The sequence below is a fragment of the Mesorhizobium sp. C120A genome (assembly GCF_030323105.1).
Taxonomy (GTDB): domain Bacteria; phylum Pseudomonadota; class Alphaproteobacteria; order Rhizobiales; family Rhizobiaceae; genus Mesorhizobium.
Genome location: NZ_CP100476.1, coordinates 4,668,562 through 4,687,270 on the forward strand (window position 1 = coordinate 4,668,562; position 18,709 = coordinate 4,687,270).

An 18,709-nucleotide genomic window follows, 5' to 3' on the forward strand; every position below is an offset into this window, starting at 1 on the left:
AGAGAAACCGGAAGGCAGATGATCTGCCTTCCGGATCACATTTCGATCAGCGGATCGGCGGTGCGTATTGCAGGCCGCCCTTGGTCCACAGCGCATTGATGCCGCGCGCGATCTTCAGCGGGCTGCCGGTGCCGACATTGCGCTCGAACATCTCACCGTAATTGCCGACTGCCTTGACGATGTTGACGACCCAGTCATTGCTCACGCCAAGGTCGGTTCCGATCTTGGTTTCGGCTTCCTGACCGAGCACGCGCTTGATCTCCGGATTATCCGAGGTCTTCATCTCTTCGACATTGGCCTGGGTGATGCCCAGTTCCTCTGCCTGCAACAGGGCGAAGTAGGTCCACTTGACGATGTGGTACCACTGGTCGTCCCCCTGGCGTACGGCGGGGCCGAGCGGCTCTTTGGAGATGATCTCGGGCAGCACGACATGGTCGGCCGGCGCACTCAGCGTCAGGCGGATGCCATAGAGGCCGGATTGGTCGGTGGTGTAGACGTCGCAGCGGCCGGCGTCATAGGCAGCGTTGACCTCTTCCAGCTTTTCGAAGACGACCGGGTTGTACTCCATCTTGTTCGCCTTGAAGTAGTCGGCGAGGTTGAGCTCGGTGGTGGTGCCGCTCTGCACGCAGACTGCCGCACCTGAAAGCTGCAGCGCCGAATTGACGCCAGGCAGTTTCTTGGCGTTGATCATGAAACCCTGGCCGTCATAATAGGTGACGCCGATGAAGTTCAGGCCAAGCGCGGTATCGCGATTGATGGTCCATGTGGTGTTGCGCGACAGGAGATCGATCTCGCCCGACTGCAACGCGGTGAAGCGCTCCTTGGCGCTGAGCGGCGTGAACTTGACCTTGGAGGCATCGCCGAAGACTGCACCAGCAACAGCGCGGCAGAAATCCGCGTCGATGCCTTTCCAATCGCCTTTGTCGTCAGGCGCCGAGAAGCCGGCCAGGCCCGTCGAGACACCGCACTGGATGAAGCCCTTCGCCTTGACGGTATCGAGCGTTGTCGCCGACGCGGCCGAAGCCATCCATCCAAGCGCAGCGGCACCGAGAATGCCAATTGCAATATGTTTCATAACCCACAGACCCTTTTCTGTTTTCAGGTAAACCCTGATCCTCAGGCAAATCCTGATCTTTGCCCGCGTGAACCCGGCTCCCATCCGGCTCATTCCGGAACCTCGCGTCGTAACCGACGCCCGGCCCCTCCCATTCACGAACTGCATCGAAGGCGATTATCTCTGTGAGGTCAAGGGAAATGACCGTTTCACGACAGCTTTGAAAACCAATTGCCGCAAATGCCTGAATTGCGGACAACACCCTCAGGAAAGCAGCAAGCCCCGCAAACAAAAACGGCAAAGTCCGTCGACGCTAATCCACATCCACTCATGAAATCCGCGGCTCTGGATTGCCGCGCGTTCCAGACTATTCATAAGGGAATTGGCCTATGCAAAGGGCACCGCCTGGCGGGCGCCCACTGTTGCACGGCCAATGCCGCCGCTCTATGGCTAGCGCTTTCACCACGAGGCGAAGAGCAATGGCGACTGACGGCAACGAAATGGGTATCAACACGCGGCTTGCCCATTCGGGCAACAATCCGCACGACTATTTCGGCTTCGTCAATCCGCCGATCGTGCATGCCTCGACCGTGCTCTATCCCAATGCGTCGGCGATGGCGGCGCGCAGCCAGAAATACACCTATGGCACACGCGGCACGCCGACCACCGATGCGTTGGCGCATGCGATCGACGCGCTGGAAGGCTCCGCCGGCACCATAATCGTGCCGTCGGGCCTGGCGGCGGTGACCGTCCCGTTGCTGGCGTTTCTCTCGGCAGGCGATCACATCCTGATTGTCGATTCCGTCTACCATCCGACCCGCAATTTCGCCGACACGATGCTGAAGCGGCTGGGTGTCGAGGTCGAGTATTACGATCCGCATGCCGGCGCCGGCATCGCCAGCTTGATCAAGCCGAACACCAAAGTCGTGTTTACGGAATCACCGGCCTCCAACACCTTCGAGGTGCAGGACGTTCCGGCGATCGCCAAGGCGGCGCATGAAACGGGCGCCATCGTCATGATGGACAACACCTGGGCAACGCCGCTCTATTTCCGTCCGCTCGACCACGGCGTCGATATCTCGATCCATGCGGCGACGAAATATCCGGCCGGGCATTCGGATGTGCTGCTGGGCACAGTGTCTGCCAATGCCAACTGCTGGAAGCAGCTTTGCGAGACGTTCTACACGATGGGCTGCTGCGCCGGCCCCGACGACGTCTACCAAGTCCTGCGCGGCCTGCGCACGATGGGCGTTCGGCTGGATCACCATCAAAAGAGCGCGCTTGCCATTGCCGTCTGGCTTGAAGGCCAGCCCGGCGTGGCCCGCGTGCTGCACCCGGCGCTCCCCAGCCACCCCGACCACGCGGTGTGGAAGCGTGATTTTTCCGGCTCGAGCGGCATCTTTTCCATCGTGCTCAAAGGCGGCGGCCAGAGACAGCAGCATGCCTTCCTCGATGCGTTGAAAATCTTTGGTCTCGGCTATTCCTGGGGCGGCTATGAGAGCCTTGCCGTGCCGGTCTTCCTCGGCGACCGTACCGTCGCCAAGGGCCCCTATGACGGCCCGCTGATCCGGCTGCAGATCGGGCTTGAGGATGTCGAGGACCTCAAGGCCGATATCCTGCGCGGGCTGGAAGCGGCCGCTGCGGCATGACACCAGCAAACTTGCGAAGCTGATTCCGCTGGTCCGCCCAACCCGTTGAAAGGATTGGCGAGCGACTTTCGCAGGCGATCGACGTCGCAAAGCCGCTCATGGGTCGACCAAGCGCAATGTTATTTCCCCAATGCGCGCTTTTTCGGATCGGTTTGACTTTCAAAATCGTCGGTCCAACGCCATTGCAGGCGCTGCGCGCACAATTCCAGCAGGACTGAGCTTGCCATGGCCTTTCGTCTCTTTGTCCCCATTCTCGCCGGCGCGACGCTGCGCGAGCGCCTCATCGCCTGCATCGGGGCGATGATCGGCATTGCGCTGACCGGCGCGATCGGCGCGCTGGTGCTTGGCAATGGCCCGCATGTGCCGCTGCTGGTGGCGCCGATGGGGGCGTCGGCGGTGCTGCTGTTTGCGGTGCCTGCAAGCCCGCTGGCGCAGCCATGGTCGATCATCGGCGGCAATACAATATCGGCGCTGGTCGGCGTGATCGTGGCCCATTTCGTCCATCAGCCCGTTCTCGCCACGGGCATTGCCGTGGCGATGGCGATCGCCGCCATGTCGTTCTCACGCTGCCTGCATCCGCCGGGCGGCGCCGCCGCACTGACCGCCGTGCTCGGCGGGCCGGCCGTGATCGGTGCCGGCTTCCTATTTCCGTTCGTGCCGGTGGCGCTGAACTCCATGATGCTGGTCGCGCTCGGCTATGCTTTCCACAGGCTGTCGCGACGCAGCTACCCGCATGTGCCGGCCCCTGCCCCGAAAAGCACGCACGGAACCATCGATCCGCCGGCTCAGGAGCGCATCGGCTTCCGGGCCGAGGACATCGATGCCGCGCTGGCTGCACTCGACGAGACCTTCGACATCGACCGCAACGATCTCGAACAGCTGCTGCGACAGGTCGAACTGCAAGCGACGATGCGCGCACACCGAACCATGTTGTGCGAGGACATCATGTCCCGCGACGTGATTTCGGTCGATGAACACGCGTCCGCCGATCGGGCGCGTCATCTGCTGCTCGACCACAATATCCGCACGCTGCCGGTTGTAGACAAGGACGCCAGGCTGGTCGGCACCGTTGGATTGAGGGAATTGGCGCGAGCCGACGAAGCCGTCGGAAGCGTTACGTCGACAGCGTCGACCGCCGCCGCCTGTACGCCCGCCATGGCCCTGCTACCGGTGCTCACCGACGGCCGCACCCATGCAGTCATCATCTTGGACGGGGACAGCCGCATCCTTGGCCTGATCACGCAGACCGACCTGCTTGCGGCCACGGCGCGAGTGCAGGCTGCTGACAAGCCGCTGGCGGAAGCAGTATTCTAGGCGCCGCCGGAGCCGGGCGAAAATGGCCGGGAACCTTTTGCCGGCGATGTCATCCAATGTCTTGATCGAGGTTTCGGACGGGGATCGGATCGAGGAACTGGCCATGCCTGCTATGTCTCTACCAATGCCCACTGCTGCTTCAAGCGAGATGCTTCTCGTGCGCCGCGCGCTGGCACGCGAAGGCAACGCCTTCCGCATCATCATGAAGACCCATAATCAGCGGCTCTATCGCATCGCTCGCGGGGTGGTGCGCAACGATGCTGAAGCCGAGGACATCGTCCAGGAGGCCTATGTCAGAGCCTTTGCCCATCTCGATGCCTTTCGCGGGGAGTCCTCATTGGCCACCTGGCTGTCGCGCATCGTCATCAACGAGGCGCTCGGCCGTCTGCGCAAAAGGCGGCGGACGGTGGCGAAAAACCCGCAAGCCGAAATCATCCAGTTCCCCCTCAATCCCAGCGACGATCCGGAGCGGACGATGGCGCAGCGGCAGATCCTCGAGTTGGTGGAACGGGCGACCGACAGCCTACCCGATGTTTATCGGACGGTGTTCGTGGCGCGGGTTATCGAGGGGCTCAGTATCGAGGAGACCGCCGAGCTGCTTGGCGTGCGGCCGGAAACCGTCAAGACAAGGCTACACCGCGCCCGCGCCCTGGTACGCAAGGCACTCGACGACCAGATCGGGCCGGTGCTGCTCGACGCCTTCCCGTTTGCCGGCCGGCGCTGCGACAGGCTGACCAGCGCCGTCATGCAGCGGCTCGGCCTGGAGAGCTGATCATCGGCTGATTTGGCCGATTTCCCCGGGAACGTTTGCCACCGCTGCGCATCCAATGACCGTCAACTGAAAAACATGGCCCGGCGCGATCCCGCGTCCGGGCGAAGGAGATGCCATGCTTACCCGACACACCGCCGCCCTCGCTGCCTTGCTGCTGCTTGGCGCTGCCCCACTCGCACAAGCCGCCGACAAGCCGACGGACCCGCAGATCGCCCACATCGCCTACACGGCAGGCGTCATCGATGTGGAAGCCGCCAAGCAGGCGATCAAGAAATCGAAGACCAAGGAGGTCGTGGATTTCGCCAACGACATGGTGCGCGACCACGAAGCGGTCAACGCGCAGGCACTGGAACTGGTAAAGAAGCTGAAGGTGACGCCGGAAGACAACGCAACCAGCCAGGCGCTGACCAAGGCTGCGGCCGAGGAGCGGGCGAAGCTCGCCAAACTCGACGGCGCAGCCTTTGACAAAGTCTATGTCGACAACGAGATCGCCTACCACAAACAGGTCGACGGCGCGCTTGAAACCCTTTTGATCCCATCGGCCAGTAATACCGAGTTGAAGAGCCTGCTGGAGACCGGCCTGAAGATTTTCCAGGGCCATGAACAGCACGCCGAGCATGTTGCAGGTATGCTGAAGTAAGGACCAGGCTATGTCGAAACGGCAGCTGTGGATTGCACTGGCGCTGGTCTTCGGGACCTCACCCGTGCAGGCCGAAACCATCCAGGTCACCATCGACAAACTTATCTTTTCGCCGGCCACCGTCGACGCGAAGGTCGGCGACACGATCAAGTGGGTGAACAAGGACGTGTTCGCACATACGGCTACCGTCAAGGGTGGCTGGGAAGTGATGATCCCGCCGAAGACAACAGTGAGCCTGACCCTGCGGAAGGCGGAAGCGGTCGAATATTTCTGCCGCTTCCACCCCAACATGAAAGGTCATGTGGCCGTGACGGCGCCTTGATCCAGGTCCGCAAGCCCGTCCTGCTGCGTTGAGGCTCACCTGGCTTCATCCGGCCGGGTGATGTGCGTCCACGAGCCGTCACAGCCCGGCTGGCGCCGTGCGATCCAGGCATCCAGCCCTTCGCGCAGATCAGCGGTCGGAGCCATGCGGGCGAACTGCTCGGCCTCGACAGCCAAGCCTTCCGCGATGCTCTGGCTCAGGCCGCGCGCCACTGCTGTGAGGATCGAGGCAATTGCTGCAGGAGAATGCCTGGTCATGCGCCGGGCGAGATCAATTGCGGCGGGCATCAGCTCCTCATGCGGCACCACCTGGTTGACGAGGCCGAGTTCGACGGCGCGCGGCGGCGGGAACCAATCGCCGGTCAACAGCAGCTCGAGCGCCCTCTTGCGCCCTGCCAGTCTCGGAAGCCGCTGCGTGCCGCCGAAAGCAGGCGGCATTGCAAGGTTGATCTCAGGCTTGGCGAACAAGGCGCGGTCGCTGGCGATAGCGAGCGGCACGGCTTCGGTGATCTCGCAGCCGCCGCCGAAGGCGATGCCGTTGACGGCGGCGATGACGGGCTTGCGGAACGCCTCCAGCCTTGCCGTCAGCCGCTGTCCGCGCATGACGAAGTCGCGCAGGGCAACGTCGACGCCGATGGCCACGCTGCCTGAGAATTCATGGATGTCGCCGCCGGCGGAGAAGGCGCGCTCTCCTGCTCCAGTGAGGATGACGACGCGGATGGCATCGTCGGTTTCGGCGGCATCGAGGAGCACAAGCAGGCGATCAATCAGCGCGTAGCTCAAGGCGTTGAGCTTTTCCGGCCGATTAAGTGTGAGGATGGCGATCCCGTTGCGGGCCTCGGTGAGCACAAGCTCGGTCATGTCTTTTCCTTCCCTGTGTTTGTCGACGGAGAGGATCAGGCTTTCGGTTGTATGTATATTCACTAGTCGGTATACTTGCGTATGAGCGAAGCACCAAGCCCTACCCGCAAACGCATTGTCGATGCCGCAACGAAGCTGTTCTATGCCGAGGGGATCGGCCGCGTCAGCGTCGATGCAGTGGCGGAAAAAGCCGGGCTGACCAAGCGCACGCTCTACTATCATTTCAAGAGCAAGGACGATTTGATCGCGGCCTATCTCGACGGTCGCGACCAGCCGAACCTCAAGCAGATGGCCGGCTGGTTCGAGATGGCCGAAGGCGATGTCGAGCGCAAGGTCGAGGCGATTTTCACCAATCTGGCGCGCGTGGCGAAGCACCCGAAATGGAGAGGCTGCGGCTTCCTGCGCACGGCAGCCGAACTCGCTTCAATGCCCGGACACCCGGCCGTTAAAGCGGGGGCGCGGCATAAGCAGAATTTCGAGACCTGGCTGGCCGGCGAACTCACAGGCCACGGCGTCGACGAGCCGCAGACCCTGGCGCGCGAAATCGTGCTTTTGATGGACGGAGCGTTCTCGATCATGCTGATCCACCGCAACCCCGATTATGTCGAGGCGGCCGGACATGCCGCTGCAACGCTGGTTCGAGCAAGGTCAGGATCGGCGACTATCCGCTAGAGCGTTCACCGTTTAGTGGAGACGGCGAAACACGCTATCTCTTTGTTTCGACGCAATTCCGGACCGAAAAACCGCTTCACACTTTTTCCCGGAATTGCTCTAGAATCCAGCCGCCAGCCATGCCGTCCCGACGGCAAGGGTCAGCAGCGTCAGTGGCAGGCCGACCTTGAAGAAGGCTGAGAAGGACAGCTGCGTGCCGGCCGCCCGCGCCTGTTCGGCGACGATCAGGTTGGCGACCGAGCCAAGCAAGGTGAAGTTGCCGGCCAGCGTCGAGCTCATCGCCACCACCAGCCAGGCACGCCCGGGGTTTTCAAGGCCGGGTATGAATGGCCGCAGCGCCAGCACGGCCGGAACATTGCTCATGATGTTGGAGAGCATCGCGGTGAAGCCCGATAGCCGCCAGACGTCGTCCAGCCCTAGGTTCTTGGCCGATGCGATGATGTCGGGCGTCAGCAGCGTCTTTTCGGCGCCGGCGACAACGATGAACAGGCCGGCGAACATGAACAGCAGCGGACCGTCGATCTCGCGGTAGATGCGCGCCGGCTTGATGGCGCGGGTGAGCAACAGGATGGCGCCGCCGATGAGCGCTGCCTTGGCAACCGGAACGCCGGCGAAGAAGGCGATGGCCAGGCCGATGCAGACAACCACCGCCTTCAGCACCTGTCCCGGCAGCATGCGGCCGCGATAGACTTCCGGGTTGAGATCGGCGGTGCGGGCGAATTCGGCGCGGTAGACGATGCGCACGATGACGATGACCGCGACGAGGCCGAAGAGGGCAACCGGCGCCAGGGCGGCCGAAAAGGCTGGGTAGGAAATTCCCGACAGCGCGCCGATGACCATGTTCTGCGGGTTGCCGGTGATGGTAGCGACGCTACCGCAGTTGGACGCGGTGGCGGTGGCGATCAGATAGGGAATGGGATTGCGGTTGATGACACGGGTGACGTGGACGACGATCGGCGCCATGACCAGGCAGATGGCGTCGTTGACCAGGAACGCCGACAACACGCCGGTCAACAGCGTCACCATCACCAGCAGCACGAAAGGCGCGTGCGCATGCTCGATAGCATAGGCGCCAAGCGCCCGGAAGGCGCCGGACACCTTCAGATGCGCCACCACGATCATCATGCCGAGCAGCAGCGTAATGGTGTCGAAATTGATGGCGCGATAGGCATCTTCCATACTGAGTGCGCCGATGGCGATCATCGCCGCACCCCCCAGCAAGGCGATCCCTGCCCGGTCGAGACGGAGGCCTGGAATACGCCCGATTGCGACGCCGGCATAAGTCAGGACAAGGATCAAAAGTGCCGCTGCGCCCATCAATGTCATTGGCAGACATCCTTGTCCAAACGAACCGACGCAGGAACGGACTGTTCCCCGCCCAGGCATTTGCCGGGCAGCTTTAACGCCGCTCCAGCAAAGCGAAAGCCTATAACGATCCGAATGCGAAAATCGGGGGCAAAATCGCGGTCGACCGATGCCGGGAGCGACCAGAGCTTGATCTTCAGACGGCCGAGATTGGGAATGAGACACGCGCGGCGGACTGCCGGTGGCCTGAGATTGCCATCCGCGAAACTTCCCCCTCGGGAGGCTCGCGGCTTATGTAATTAAATTCTAATTTAGGCTTTCCGGGTATGGATAGCTTAGCCATATTTCGGCCTTGGGGTTTCAGATGGTTCAGGTTCTTGAGAGGGAATGCCGTGTCTCGGAAAACGAGGCTCTGCTGGCCCGCCCGATTGAATGTCCACAATGCCACGGAACCCGCAAGGTGTTTGTCTGTGCCCGGTGGGCGAGCTCGAACGGCCATTGCTGCCCCGGAGGAACACACCGGCTCAGTTGCCCCGGTCACAGCGTCGCGTGCATGGAGTGCGAAGAGAACCTTGAGCCTATCTGAAAGCGAGCGCGACTATTTCCTGTCGGGAAAACGCAAAAAGCCCGCTCCGGCGAACCGGAGCGGGCTTTGCAACCATACGCCAAGAGTACCCTGCTGAGACCAGTACCCTGCCGAGAGCCGACCCGCTTTGCGTTTCCGCCACCGCAATAAATTGGTAGCGGCACTTCCAGAAAAAGCGATTGTAGGCTAACCGCCGTCGAATTACTCGCCCGACTGGCCGTCGCCAGTCACACTGCTGCCCAGAATTCCAAAGTCCTGAGACTTAGTTCCTTGTCCCGCAGTCAGGAATCCATCCGCATCCAGGCCGCGCCGCAGCAGTTCCCGCACCGCCGCGGACCGGCTTGGCATGCGCTTTTCGAAGCGCCAGTTTTCCAAGGCAGCCAATTCCTCGGCTGTCAGCATGATCTGCAGTCGCTCGGGTCGTTCCAGCTCGGCCATTCGCGCCTCCAACCGTCAAGACCAAAAATATGGTGAGTTAGTATGTGTCTCAATTGCAGTATAGCTAGGGGTCCCCGTGCAGCGCGTCAAGAGAGGCTGATGGGTGACTCACATACAAGACCAACGATGAGGAAGACACGCCGATAGCACAACCCGCGCAGTCTGCTAACTAGTTGATTTACTTGAGAATATTTAATATTCTTCTTGCCATCTGAAGGTCGTTGGCGCATCTTGATCACGACGGGACAACCGGCTCCTGAAAGGAAGGTTTCCATGCGCTACGGATATTCGGCTCGGCTACGAGAGGATCTCAATTCACGGGTCCTGGGCGCGCTGCGCTCGCGCGGAATGGTCAATATTGCGGTGGTTGCCGAGGACATACGATTGCGTAACCTGGACGAGAACGTCGCCCTTGAAGATGTCGAGCGGCTTGTGATGCAGACGGCCCAACTCTACGGCGCGGTGATGGAATTGGACGGACTGACCTCCGTCGAGGCGGGGAGATTGACTTCGCTTGCCGACGATAAGCACGAACTGCCTGGCATCGGCAATTCCGACACCACAGGCGGTCAAACCGCTCCCCTGCTGGGATTGTCCTAAGCGCGACCCTCTCTTTCAATCGACAAAATCCGCGAGAGAGATTTGGACCGAACTCGGCGGCGCTTTGAGCGTCCAGACGACGCCTTGTCCCCAAATTCCAGTTGTCCGGTGCCGCTAAGCGCTTGTGGCGCAACCCGCTGGAGGACGACGGATCCAAAACCGCGGCGCGTCGTCCCACTCAAGTTCGGCGGCCTCGTTGTAGAACGTGATGCGGCCCTGTGTGTCGATGGTGTAGGCTGCAACGGGCAACACTTCCAACAAACTGGCGGGCCTGACACTTGGGATTCCAATCCCCGCATGTTGGATGACGTATTCCCCTACCCCAAATTCCCCACCTGCTCGATTTGCCCGTTCCGCGGTAGCTGAGATGCACGTGCGAGGTTTCGGTTCCCGTCGTCCCCTTGGGACGGCAATTGTTCTCCTGCGAAAAGGCGATTACCCGCCGGGCGGCGGCGGATCTCAGGGCTTGCGCAAATGTCGACAACGAAGCGCAACTCAGGCCGTTTTTGTCGGAACCCCGTCAACCCGAGGCGGTTCTCCCGTTAGCCCAGCCTGACGCCAGCAACAAGTCGCCTGGAAACCGTGTCGCCGATGGCAAACGACAACCTTGCGGCAAACAGGCCCTGATCGGCGTTCAGCTTCAAAGGCCGCGGAACGCTGTTTCGCAGCCTTTACGTTGCCGATGGCTTCGCATCGACAGGAACCAATCTATGGCCAGAGCGTTTGCCGCTGCGTACTCTTCTCAGACGTAGCCAGACGGAGTGAGGGACATGGCTTCATCGGTACTTATCGGCATTCTGATCACTTTCCTGGTGATCGTCCTGGTGCTCTATCTCGTCCAGCGTCTGCCGCTCGATGGCCGCACGAGGCAGATCGCGCAGATCGTTGTCATCATTATCGGCATCATTTCGCTGTTGAAATACCTGGCCGTATTTTAGGATAAGGATCGCCATGGCATCCCAAACAATCGCATGGATCATTGGAACGGCGTTGTTTGCAGCAACAAGCACGGCCTACGCCCGACCCGACACGCGTTCGATGAGCTGCGAGGAGACGCAGCACCTGATCCAGAGCCATCACTCGGCGGTGTTGACGACCGGCCGGAATACTTACGATCGCTATGTCCGCCAATACGGCAACGAGTGCGACTGGCCGGAGGTGCCGGTCGCTGCCTCCGTTCCGACACGTGATGGCCAGTGCCGTGTCTATTGGTGCCGGGAACCGGTGTTCGATTTCCCGAACTGACATATCCAGCAGCCTTGCGGCGGTCGTTGCCATGGCGCTCCCGGGTTCAGACGATGCATTGCGCGAGGCGACATGGAACCCTTGCGCCGCGCGTGAATTGATTGTGCGCATGGCGCTGCAAGATGTAGCGGTGTGATGCCCAACCAGATGGAGGAGCGGTCATGCCCAATGATACAAGGCGGAGCGGCAGCTGCCTGTGCGGCGGCATCCAGTTTTCGGTGACGGGAGATCCCTTTCGGATTGGCCTTTGCCATTGCAAGGACTGCCGCAAGGCTAGCGGGTCGGCTTTTTCGACGTTCGCAGTGTGGCCGCTCGAGGCGTTCGAAACGACGGGTATCGTCAACAGCTACGGCGACAGAAGTTTTTGTCCCACCTGCGGCGGCCGGGTCCCTTTGGTTCGTGAGAATGAGGTGGAAGTGACGATTGGCAGCCTCGATGAGGTGCCCACGGAAGGGCTGGAGCCCAGCTATGAACTCTGGGTCAATCGCCGTGAGCACTGGTTGCAACCCTTGCCTGCCGCCCGGCAATTCGAGCACGACCGGGTCGATGACGAGCCGACAAACCGGACAGCCGGACCGATTTCTGACGGTGTCGAGACGGCGTCAAGCTTGCCGCAACGCAAGTCGGCCTAGCGCGAGCGGCGCAGACAGCCGGCTGGCAGGAAATTCATTCTCGAAACCGCCCGATGCCGACAGGACCGGGTCCGACAACATTTCACCCGGTAGAAGCCAAACGCAAAAAAGCCCGCCTTGGCGTCAAGCCAAGGCGGGCGGTAGATCGTCCGGCCTGCGCTGCCGTGGAACGACGGGTTGGCCAAAGCGCTGGGCTGAGACCCGGTGCCGTTTGTAACCGGCGATTGACTACGGAGCGGCCCGGTCAGCTGGAATTCGTCTTGTGGTTGCAAGGATGCTACATTTGTTTGGAAACGAGAGCTTAAGACCACGCAATATCGTTACGTCAACTACGCTGCCCAAGTATCTCGTGGTGTGAACTGGAGGAACCTTCCTGACTCGTACAAAAGAACGCTTTGTTTATTTTGTTTCCGTCACATAGTGTAGCGAATCTTGAAGCCGGATGGGGCGGCTGTCATGCAGCCAGCGCCTTCGCAGGATCGCGGTCCGCACGTGCAATATCCACTTCACGGCAATCTTCATGCAAGCATAGCCAGCGCAAAGTTCATACGCAGACGTTGGGGGGCACCGATGGACCAGCCGAGCAAAATGGAGAACCTGCAGTTCGCGCAAGGGATACTGCGGGAGCTTAGGCAGAAAGCCGAAGCCGACGGCGAGAAGCTTCTGACTTATCTCATCGACATGGCCTACCTTGAAGTCAGCGACCGCATCCGTGCACATTGGGTCGGCAATCACGAGCCCGAAAGCCGCAGGGCCATGGGGTAACCGAAACGCGGCGATGGTTGCCCCCACGGGGCGTTTTTAACCAGACGCCTGGGGCCGGCGAGACCATTGGGCGATACCGGCTGAGAGGTCAGCCAGAACCTCGCTCACCCGAGTTTCGCTGATGCCCCGCGTGTCCTTGACCCAGCTGGGCGTCGAAAGCGGCGGTTCGATAAAGCGAACATGGTTGTTTACGGGCCCATGCACATAGGGGCGATTCAGCCCGTAGATGAGCGCGCATGGGACGTTCAGGGCAGCGGCGGCGTGGGAAATGCCGCCATCAACCCCGAGGAACATGGTCGACGCAGCGATCTGGCACATCGCGTCAGCAATCGACGGGGTCGAGGTGAAGTCGATTGCCTCAGGAATGGCGGCGCGGATTTTTGCGGCACCGGCGTGCTCGCGCGGTCCGCCTACAATCCAGATTGCCCAGCCGCGATCATGATGGTCTCTGGCGATCGAAATGAAGCGCTCGACGGGCCATGAGCGGAAATTCTCAATGTCGGCAGTATAGAGCGCCAGTGCCGGTCGGTCGGCATCGATCTTCTTGTGCTGGCGCCATTCGTCCAGTTCGGCCGGATCGACCACAAGCCGGGGCGCCGGCCACTCTGCGCCCGCAGCCGGCTTTTCGCCAAGCGAGGCAATCGAGCAGACCTCCTCGAACAGCCGCGTCTTGCGGGGTCCGAAGGCCCGTAGATGGGCCAACCAGCCGGCGGGGAAGCGATTGAGGAGGCCGAATTGCAACTCCTGCGGATAGCCGATGCGCTCCTCTATTCCGGCCATGAACGCCATCAGCGCCGCCTTGGTGCTGCTGGTCATCAGATAGGCCGTACGGTAATTTTCCTTGCGCAACTCGCCAACCAGGCGGCTGCGCTCGCCAAAACCGGGGCGCTGATGACGCTTGGCAAGCGCCCAGCCCTTCCTGACATGCGGCATCAGGCGCGCCAGCGGCGCTGCAACGGGCGAGGTGACGACATCTATGGGGCGATCAGGAAATCGCGCGGCAATGATCTGGATGGCGGAATGGCAACGGACGAAGTCGCCGACCGCGGGGAAGCCGACGAAGAGGATTGGATCGCCGGTCGTCAAGGAAGCGCTTCGCCGTCAAGGATGCGGGCATAGAGATCCAGATAGCCGCGCGCCGCTTTTTGGATGGGAAATCTCGTCGCGGCCGATTCGCGGCATTGCTGAGGCGTAAGGTCGGCGACGGCCTCGAAAGCGGCCGCAAATTCTTCATCGGTCTCAAAGAAGCGCCCGCTGTCGGCATCGACCGTCTCGGGCAATGCGCCTCGCGTCGTCGTCAGCACCGGAGTGCCGCACAACATGGCTTCGACCGGTGCGTTGCCGAACGGCTCCTCCCAGGCGATGGGGTTGAGGAAGGCTCGCGCTTCGCCGAGAAGGCGAAGCTTCGGCTCGCCGTCAACGATTCCGTGGAAACGGTATCGCCTGCCAAGGCTCTTGAAAAACAACCCTTCGCGGCGGGTCTGACTTCGGCCCAGCAGTTTCCAACGCGAGCCACCGGCGATATCGAGACCGAAATCGAATTTTTTGGCGAGATCGACGGCGCGGTTGAGGCCTTTGCTTGATCGTGCAATGCCGGCGAGAAATAGCAGGCGGTCGCCCTTTGCAGCCGACAAACGATAGGCGTCCACCGGAAAGCCATTGTAGACGAATGTCTCGCGCCCATGCTGGCGGGCATGATTGGCGCTGATAAAGCTCCAGTTCGCAACTGGCATGGGCTGGTCCGGCATAAAGCCGCGCTGCGTATTCAGCGTTGGAAATGGCACCTCGACGGGCCAACTATGGGTGTGGACGATTTGCGTGTCGCGCGGAATGGCTGCCCGGCATTCGGCATCGGTCGAAGCGTGCCGGACTTCGAAGAGCGGGTGGCTGGAGCCAGGGCCAGCGATCACCACGACTTCGTGTCCGAGACGAACCATCTCCGTGGCCAGCCATTCGACCTGACGCTGAATCCCACCGTAACCTCGGCAGGGTATTACGCCCTTCAAAACGAGCGTCACCCGCATTGACCTTGCCTCACAATGCTCTCAAAGACGGCCCAGTTGCGTCACGGGCTGGGCATTGTCAAGGTCGCGCCAGAAACGCAAAAAGCCGCGGCGGCCTCGATCGGGTTACGGAATCGTTAATCAGCGCTTGCTACTATACCGGATGACCAAGAATCTCGGCAATGCACCCAGGACCATCTCCAGGCAACAGCCAAAGACCTCCGCTCTTGGTGGGCTGACGCCCGCCCTGTTTCCCCTTGTGGTCGTCGCGCTCGGATACATGATCGGTCGGCAATTTTTCGGCTTCTAGGGCGACTCGTCTAGGCGCGCACGGTAAAGGCTCGCGCCACGCGGGGGACGCCGTCAATGTCCACCCAACCTCCAAAACCAACCGGCGGCACCGTACGCCGCTACCCACTGCCCCGCACGTAAGCAAATTTTGTGCAATCACGGGAACGTGATATTCACTGATCACCGGACAAGGGGGCGCTGATGAGGTGTCTGGTGATCAATCTTGATCGTTCTCGCGATCGGCTGGCGCATGTCGCGTCCGAGTTCGGCCGGATCGGAGTACCATTTTGAGCGTGTCTCCGCCATCGATTGCCCCGATTGCTGCTCTGTCGCCAAAAGCCCGCTAAGCGCTGCTGAGGTTTGCTGTTTCCTGAGCCACCGCTCGTGTTGGGAGATCGTTGCGAACGGCGCGGATCAATATGGCGCGGTTTTCGAGGACGACGTCGTTTTCGGCGCGGGCGCCGGCTCGCTGCTTGCTTCCGATCGATGGGTGCCGCGCGATGCCGATGTGATCAAGCTGGAAACGCATTTTGCCAAAGTGAGGGTCGGACGCAAGGAAGTCGCTCTCGATGATGGGTTTTCGCTTGCCAGACTTTATGGCCTGCACGCGGGCGCCGCAGGCTATGTCATCTCCAGATCGGCAGCGCAAAGATTGCTGCGCAGGACCATGCATCTGAGAGGAGAGGTCGACTTCGTTCTTTTTCACCCAGGATTCATGACCTGCTCGCTCAACCGAATCTATCAGATCATGCCGGCGCTTTGCGCACAGCACCATTTTGTTTCGGGACGAGAGCGCTTTCCAAGCCTCGTGCGACGGCCCGGGAGGCGGCCAAAACCGTTTCTCGATCGAATTGTCGGAGAAGCGGTGCGAACCTTCGCCTATCTTCGAAACCAGAGCCTGACCGGAACAAAGAAGATCGAGGCCGTCGCGTTCTCAGGCTCTGAGGTCGACGGCAAACCCGTCCACGGCGCGTTCATCTATGGGCAGCCCGAGCACGGCCACCTCAACAAGGCGGCCGGCATACCGATCGCGCGGAAGAATAGTTCGACCGCCAGATAAGCAGACGATAGCGGCTGCGTTACGAAACAGCCTTTTCGCGGACCGGAAGCTTCCAGCCCGGCCTGACAAAGTGGCAGGTATAGCCGTTGGGGTATTTCTCGAGATAGTCCTGATGCTCTGGCTCCGCCTCCCAGAAATCGCCCGCCGGCGCAAGCTCGGTGACGACCTTGCCCGGCCACAGTCCAGAGGCATCGACATCGGCGATGGTGTCTTCGGCGACGCGCTTCTGCTCGTCGCTGGTGTAGAAGATCGCCGAGCGATAGCTCATTCCGACATCGTTGCCCTGGCGGTTTCTGGTGGTCGGATCGTGGATCTGGAAAAAGGATTCGAGCAATGTGCGAAAGCTGATCCTGGCCGGATCGAAAACGATCTCGATGGCTTCGGCATGGCTGCCGTGGTTGCGATACGTGGCGTTGGGCACATCGCCACCGCTATAGCCGACGCGGGTAGAGATCACGCCGGGATAGCGCCGGATCAAATCCTGCATGCCCCAGAAACAGCCGCCGGCAAGGACTGCACGTTCGGTGGACGTCGCCATATCATACCTCCATTGGATTGCTCCTTAGGTAGGCATTGTCGCTGGCTTCTTCCAGCATCTCAAGTGCATCACTCGTTGCCGGCCGAGCCGAACCGCCGCACGATGACCTCGAAGACGATGTCGGAAATCCACATGGCCGAGACGCCGATCAAAAAGGCGGCGGCGAGCGTCGTGGTATCGTCGGCCGGATCGGGGATAGGCATGCCGGTTGCCCTGACCCAGGCGACGGCAGGCAGCGTCAGATACGCAGCCGCCAGCGCCCCGCAGATCGGCGAGGCAATCATCTCGCGCAGCTTGTAGCGATGGCGCGACAGTGCTCGCAGCACGCCGCCGGCTAGCCCGGCGGCGACGACCGGCCCCTTGATGCCGAGCATGTCGAAGAGGTCGTGCATCGGCTAAGGCCTCCATCCGCAGAGCTTTTGTCCCTTGCGGTTGTGCGCCAGGAGCGCTCTCGCCTCGGCGTCCGACAGGACGTCGACGGCTTCGGCCGACAGGCGCAGCGGGCTCGAAATCGCGCAGAAGCCGCCCGAAGCAGTCGTGCACCCGGCAAGCGCCACAAGCAGCGCAAGCATCAGTCCCTTGCCCATGATTTCAGCTCCTTTCGAACAGCGTCCGCCGGCAATGCGCCGACGTCGTTCTGCACCTGCTCAGCGACCGCGCGCGCCGCGGCCTCAGCGGCCGCCAGTTTGCCGCGCTCGGCCCTGGCGCCGGCCAGCCGCTGGTGAGCGCCCCAGCAAAGGGCGGCGATGACCGATGCCAGGAAGCCCAGCAGCGCTTTGTTGCCAAGCAGGACGGCGAGGAGCGCGCTCACAGCAGCCACCCGGCGACAAGCCCGGCGGCAAAGCCGATAGCATAGGGTTTCGCGGCTTCGAGATAGGCGACGAGCAGTTGTTGAAACCCTTCCATGTCAGTGCTCCCAGCCGGATTTGCAGGCCAGCCAGTGCCAGGTCTCGGTGACCGAGGCGATGGCGAGACCGGCGGCGATCTCCAGACCAGCTTGAATGTCGGGGTCGGAAGAAAATGCCGCCGCGTCGTCGGCGCCGAGCAGGCCACGCGCGACCAGAACACCGGCGCCGTAACGCAAGCCGATGCGGATGAAGACGGCGATCATGTCGAACTCCTTGCGAAAATCGATTTCAGGATTTGAAGCAGCGCACGCCAGAACGGCAGGCGTTCGACGGGGCTGACGCGCCCGCCGGTAGACACCGGCGGCATCGCACTGCCGGGCTTCGGCGAGAGCGCTGATGGCTGGGGCGGGGTGCCCGGCAAGGTGCCGCGGGCTGTAGTGCCGACATCAACAGCGCCTGGGAACGGACCGACCGGATGCGATCGCTCCAACCCTTGCCGAAAACCGGCCAGGTCGGCAGCCGCCGCAGGAATGCCAGGCGGGCATCGCAAAGATCGTCGATGACTGCGCCCGGTGGCCTGGCGCCGACAGCTTTGAGCGTGGCCGGGCCGATCCTGCCGTCCTGTGCGGTGCCAACTGCCGCCTGCAGATATTTAGCCGCCCTGCCCGGCCCACTGTTCACGGCGAAGTCGAAGACGGCATAGTCGACACCGCCGGGAAGCTCGGCGCCCGCAGCGGCATCCCAATAGAAGCGGCGATAGACCGTGGCCACCTGAGCATCCGTGATATGGCGAAGGTCGTCCTTCGTCGCATCCGCCTTCACGTAGCGGCGGAAGTTGGCCAGCGTCACGCCCTTCATGGTTGCGCCGCCGGGATCGGCCGGATTGTCGGACCAGCCGCCTTCCGATTTGAGGACGAGCGCAAGCGCCCGCGCGAAGTTGCGGTCCATTGGGGTTTTCCTTTCTGCCCGCGAAAGGCAGGTTGTCGATTTGCGAAGCTGCTTGCGGTTAGGCGTCGATCATCGAGACAACGTCGCTGGAGACCTTGGCGGGGCGGTATTTGGTGGCGTCGGCCGGAAAGGAGATCGGAACGGCGAACCGAGCGACGGCACCATTG

The 18,709-nt window shown here is 61.6% G+C and carries 24 protein-coding genes; 12 read left to right on the plus strand and 12 right to left on the minus strand.

The genetic code is table 11. The features are described 5' to 3' along the window. Positions 1–46 precede the first annotated feature (46 nt). The gene (locus NL532_RS22705) at positions 47–1,075 is read right to left on the minus strand and encodes an amino acid ABC transporter substrate-binding protein (RefSeq protein WP_023671480.1); all 1,029 of its coding nucleotides are present in this window, start codon (positions 1,073–1,075) and stop codon (positions 47–49) included. A gap of 458 nt (positions 1,076–1,533) precedes the next feature. On the opposite strand from NL532_RS22705, the gene NL532_RS22710 reads away from it, so the two are divergent. From NL532_RS22710 to NL532_RS22730, 5 genes are all read left to right on the plus strand, one after another. Then, positions 1,534–2,703 carry a cystathionine beta-lyase gene (locus tag NL532_RS22710; RefSeq protein ID WP_023827227.1) on the plus strand — a complete coding sequence of 390 codons (1,170 nt, stop codon included), beginning with the start codon at positions 1,534–1,536 and terminating at the stop codon, positions 2,701–2,703. 225 nt (positions 2,704–2,928) lie between these two features. Beyond that, positions 2,929–4,017 carry an HPP family protein gene (locus NL532_RS22715; RefSeq protein ID WP_023827226.1) on the plus strand — a complete coding sequence of 363 codons (1,089 nt, stop codon included), beginning with the start codon at positions 2,929–2,931 and terminating at the stop codon, positions 4,015–4,017. Between the two features lie 103 nt (positions 4,018–4,120). After that, positions 4,121–4,789 (plus strand): RNA polymerase sigma factor, encoded by a 669-nt coding sequence (locus NL532_RS22720; RefSeq protein ID WP_023705692.1) that lies wholly within the window; start codon positions 4,121–4,123, stop codon positions 4,787–4,789. A 115-nt stretch (positions 4,790–4,904) separates the two neighbouring features. Further along, positions 4,905–5,429, plus strand: a complete 525-nt coding sequence (locus NL532_RS22725) for a DUF4142 domain-containing protein (RefSeq protein WP_023828893.1) — start codon at positions 4,905–4,907, stop codon at positions 5,427–5,429. A gap of 10 nt (positions 5,430–5,439) precedes the next feature. After that, complete coding sequence (locus NL532_RS22730) at positions 5,440–5,751, plus strand: cupredoxin domain-containing protein (RefSeq protein ID WP_023828892.1); 312 nt, start codon at positions 5,440–5,442, stop codon at positions 5,749–5,751. Positions 5,752–5,786: 35 nt separating this feature from the next. Here NL532_RS22730 and NL532_RS22735 read toward each other — a convergent pair whose 3' ends face one another. Continuing rightward, positions 5,787–6,611 carry a crotonase/enoyl-CoA hydratase family protein gene (locus NL532_RS22735; RefSeq protein WP_023828891.1) on the minus strand — a complete coding sequence of 275 codons (825 nt, stop codon included), beginning with the start codon at positions 6,609–6,611 and terminating at the stop codon, positions 5,787–5,789. Between the two features lie 81 nt (positions 6,612–6,692). On the opposite strand from NL532_RS22735, the gene NL532_RS22740 reads away from it, so the two are divergent. Beyond that, the gene (locus NL532_RS22740; RefSeq protein ID WP_023694672.1) at positions 6,693–7,283 is read left to right on the plus strand and encodes a TetR/AcrR family transcriptional regulator; all 591 of its coding nucleotides are present in this window, start codon (positions 6,693–6,695) and stop codon (positions 7,281–7,283) included. Between the two features lie 99 nt (positions 7,284–7,382). On the opposite strand, the gene NL532_RS22745 is transcribed toward NL532_RS22740, so the two are convergent. Both NL532_RS22745 and NL532_RS22750 read right to left on the minus strand, forming a co-directional pair. After that, positions 7,383–8,609 (minus strand): anion transporter, encoded by a 1,227-nt coding sequence (locus tag NL532_RS22745; RefSeq protein WP_023828890.1) that lies wholly within the window; start codon positions 8,607–8,609, stop codon positions 7,383–7,385. Positions 8,610–9,375: 766 nt separating this feature from the next. Further along, positions 9,376–9,612: a hypothetical protein gene (locus NL532_RS22750; RefSeq protein ID WP_023671471.1), complete on the minus strand. Its 237-nt coding sequence runs from the start codon at positions 9,610–9,612 to the stop codon at positions 9,376–9,378. A gap of 273 nt (positions 9,613–9,885) precedes the next feature. On the opposite strand from NL532_RS22750, the gene NL532_RS22755 reads away from it, so the two are divergent. From NL532_RS22755 to NL532_RS22775, 5 genes are all read left to right on the plus strand, one after another. Further along, positions 9,886–10,212: a hypothetical protein gene (locus tag NL532_RS22755; protein ID WP_023712723.1), complete on the plus strand. Its 327-nt coding sequence runs from the start codon at positions 9,886–9,888 to the stop codon at positions 10,210–10,212. 770 nt (positions 10,213–10,982) lie between these two features. Next, positions 10,983–11,150, plus strand: coding sequence for a Thivi_2564 family membrane protein (locus tag NL532_RS22760; RefSeq protein ID WP_023804977.1), 168 nt, complete (start codon positions 10,983–10,985; stop codon positions 11,148–11,150). A 13-nt stretch (positions 11,151–11,163) separates the two neighbouring features. Then, a complete protein-coding gene (locus NL532_RS22765) occupies positions 11,164–11,457 on the plus strand; it encodes a hypothetical protein (protein ID WP_023804976.1) in 294 nt (97 codons plus the stop codon). A gap of 161 nt (positions 11,458–11,618) precedes the next feature. Beyond that, positions 11,619–12,089, plus strand: coding sequence for a GFA family protein (locus tag NL532_RS22770; protein ID WP_023828889.1), 471 nt, complete (start codon positions 11,619–11,621; stop codon positions 12,087–12,089). Positions 12,090–12,659: 570 nt separating this feature from the next. Continuing rightward, on the plus strand, positions 12,660–12,854 hold the full coding sequence (locus NL532_RS22775) for a hypothetical protein (RefSeq protein ID WP_023697737.1): 195 nt from the start codon (positions 12,660–12,662) through the stop codon (positions 12,852–12,854). A 36-nt stretch (positions 12,855–12,890) separates the two neighbouring features. Here NL532_RS22775 and waaF read toward each other — a convergent pair whose 3' ends face one another. Both waaF and NL532_RS22785 read right to left on the minus strand, forming a co-directional pair. Next, a complete protein-coding gene (waaF, locus tag NL532_RS22780; RefSeq protein ID WP_023828888.1) occupies positions 12,891–13,940 on the minus strand; it encodes a lipopolysaccharide heptosyltransferase II in 1,050 nt (349 codons plus the stop codon). After that, on the minus strand, positions 13,937–14,878 hold the full coding sequence (locus NL532_RS22785) for a glycosyltransferase (protein ID WP_023808296.1): 942 nt from the start codon (positions 14,876–14,878) through the stop codon (positions 13,937–13,939). The genes waaF and NL532_RS22785 overlap by 4 nt, the downstream gene beginning before the upstream one ends. Positions 14,879–15,371: 493 nt before the next feature. On the opposite strand from NL532_RS22785, the gene NL532_RS22790 reads away from it, so the two are divergent. Then, positions 15,372–16,208 carry a glycosyltransferase family 25 protein gene (locus tag NL532_RS22790; RefSeq protein ID WP_023755885.1) on the plus strand — a complete coding sequence of 279 codons (837 nt, stop codon included), beginning with the start codon at positions 15,372–15,374 and terminating at the stop codon, positions 16,206–16,208. A 19-nt stretch (positions 16,209–16,227) separates the two neighbouring features. Here the strand turns inward: NL532_RS22790 and msrA are convergent, their stop codons facing one another. The 6 genes from msrA to NL532_RS22820 all read right to left on the minus strand — a co-directional run bounded on the left by msrA (position 16,228) and on the right by NL532_RS22820 (position 18,542). Then, complete coding sequence (gene msrA / locus NL532_RS22795; RefSeq protein WP_023694663.1) at positions 16,228–16,746, minus strand: peptide-methionine (S)-S-oxide reductase MsrA; 519 nt, start codon at positions 16,744–16,746, stop codon at positions 16,228–16,230. 68 nt (positions 16,747–16,814) lie between these two features. Beyond that, positions 16,815–17,138 carry a hypothetical protein gene (locus NL532_RS22800; RefSeq protein ID WP_023671460.1) on the minus strand — a complete coding sequence of 108 codons (324 nt, stop codon included), beginning with the start codon at positions 17,136–17,138 and terminating at the stop codon, positions 16,815–16,817. Between the two features lie 3 nt (positions 17,139–17,141). After that, on the minus strand, positions 17,142–17,333 hold the full coding sequence (locus NL532_RS22805) for a hypothetical protein (protein WP_023671459.1): 192 nt from the start codon (positions 17,331–17,333) through the stop codon (positions 17,142–17,144). Continuing rightward, positions 17,318–17,557 (minus strand): hypothetical protein, encoded by a 240-nt coding sequence (locus tag NL532_RS22810; RefSeq protein ID WP_023684348.1) that lies wholly within the window; start codon positions 17,555–17,557, stop codon positions 17,318–17,320. The genes NL532_RS22805 and NL532_RS22810 overlap by 16 nt, the downstream gene beginning before the upstream one ends. Positions 17,558–17,653: 96 nt before the next feature. Then, on the minus strand, positions 17,654–17,857 hold the full coding sequence (locus tag NL532_RS22815) for a Pam3-gp28 family putative phage holin (protein WP_023755883.1): 204 nt from the start codon (positions 17,855–17,857) through the stop codon (positions 17,654–17,656). 25 nt (positions 17,858–17,882) lie between these two features. Further along, entirely contained in the window at positions 17,883–18,542 is a 660-nt protein-coding gene (locus tag NL532_RS22820; RefSeq protein WP_023755882.1) for a glycoside hydrolase family 108 protein, read from the minus strand. Positions 18,543–18,709: the final 167 nt, after the last annotated feature.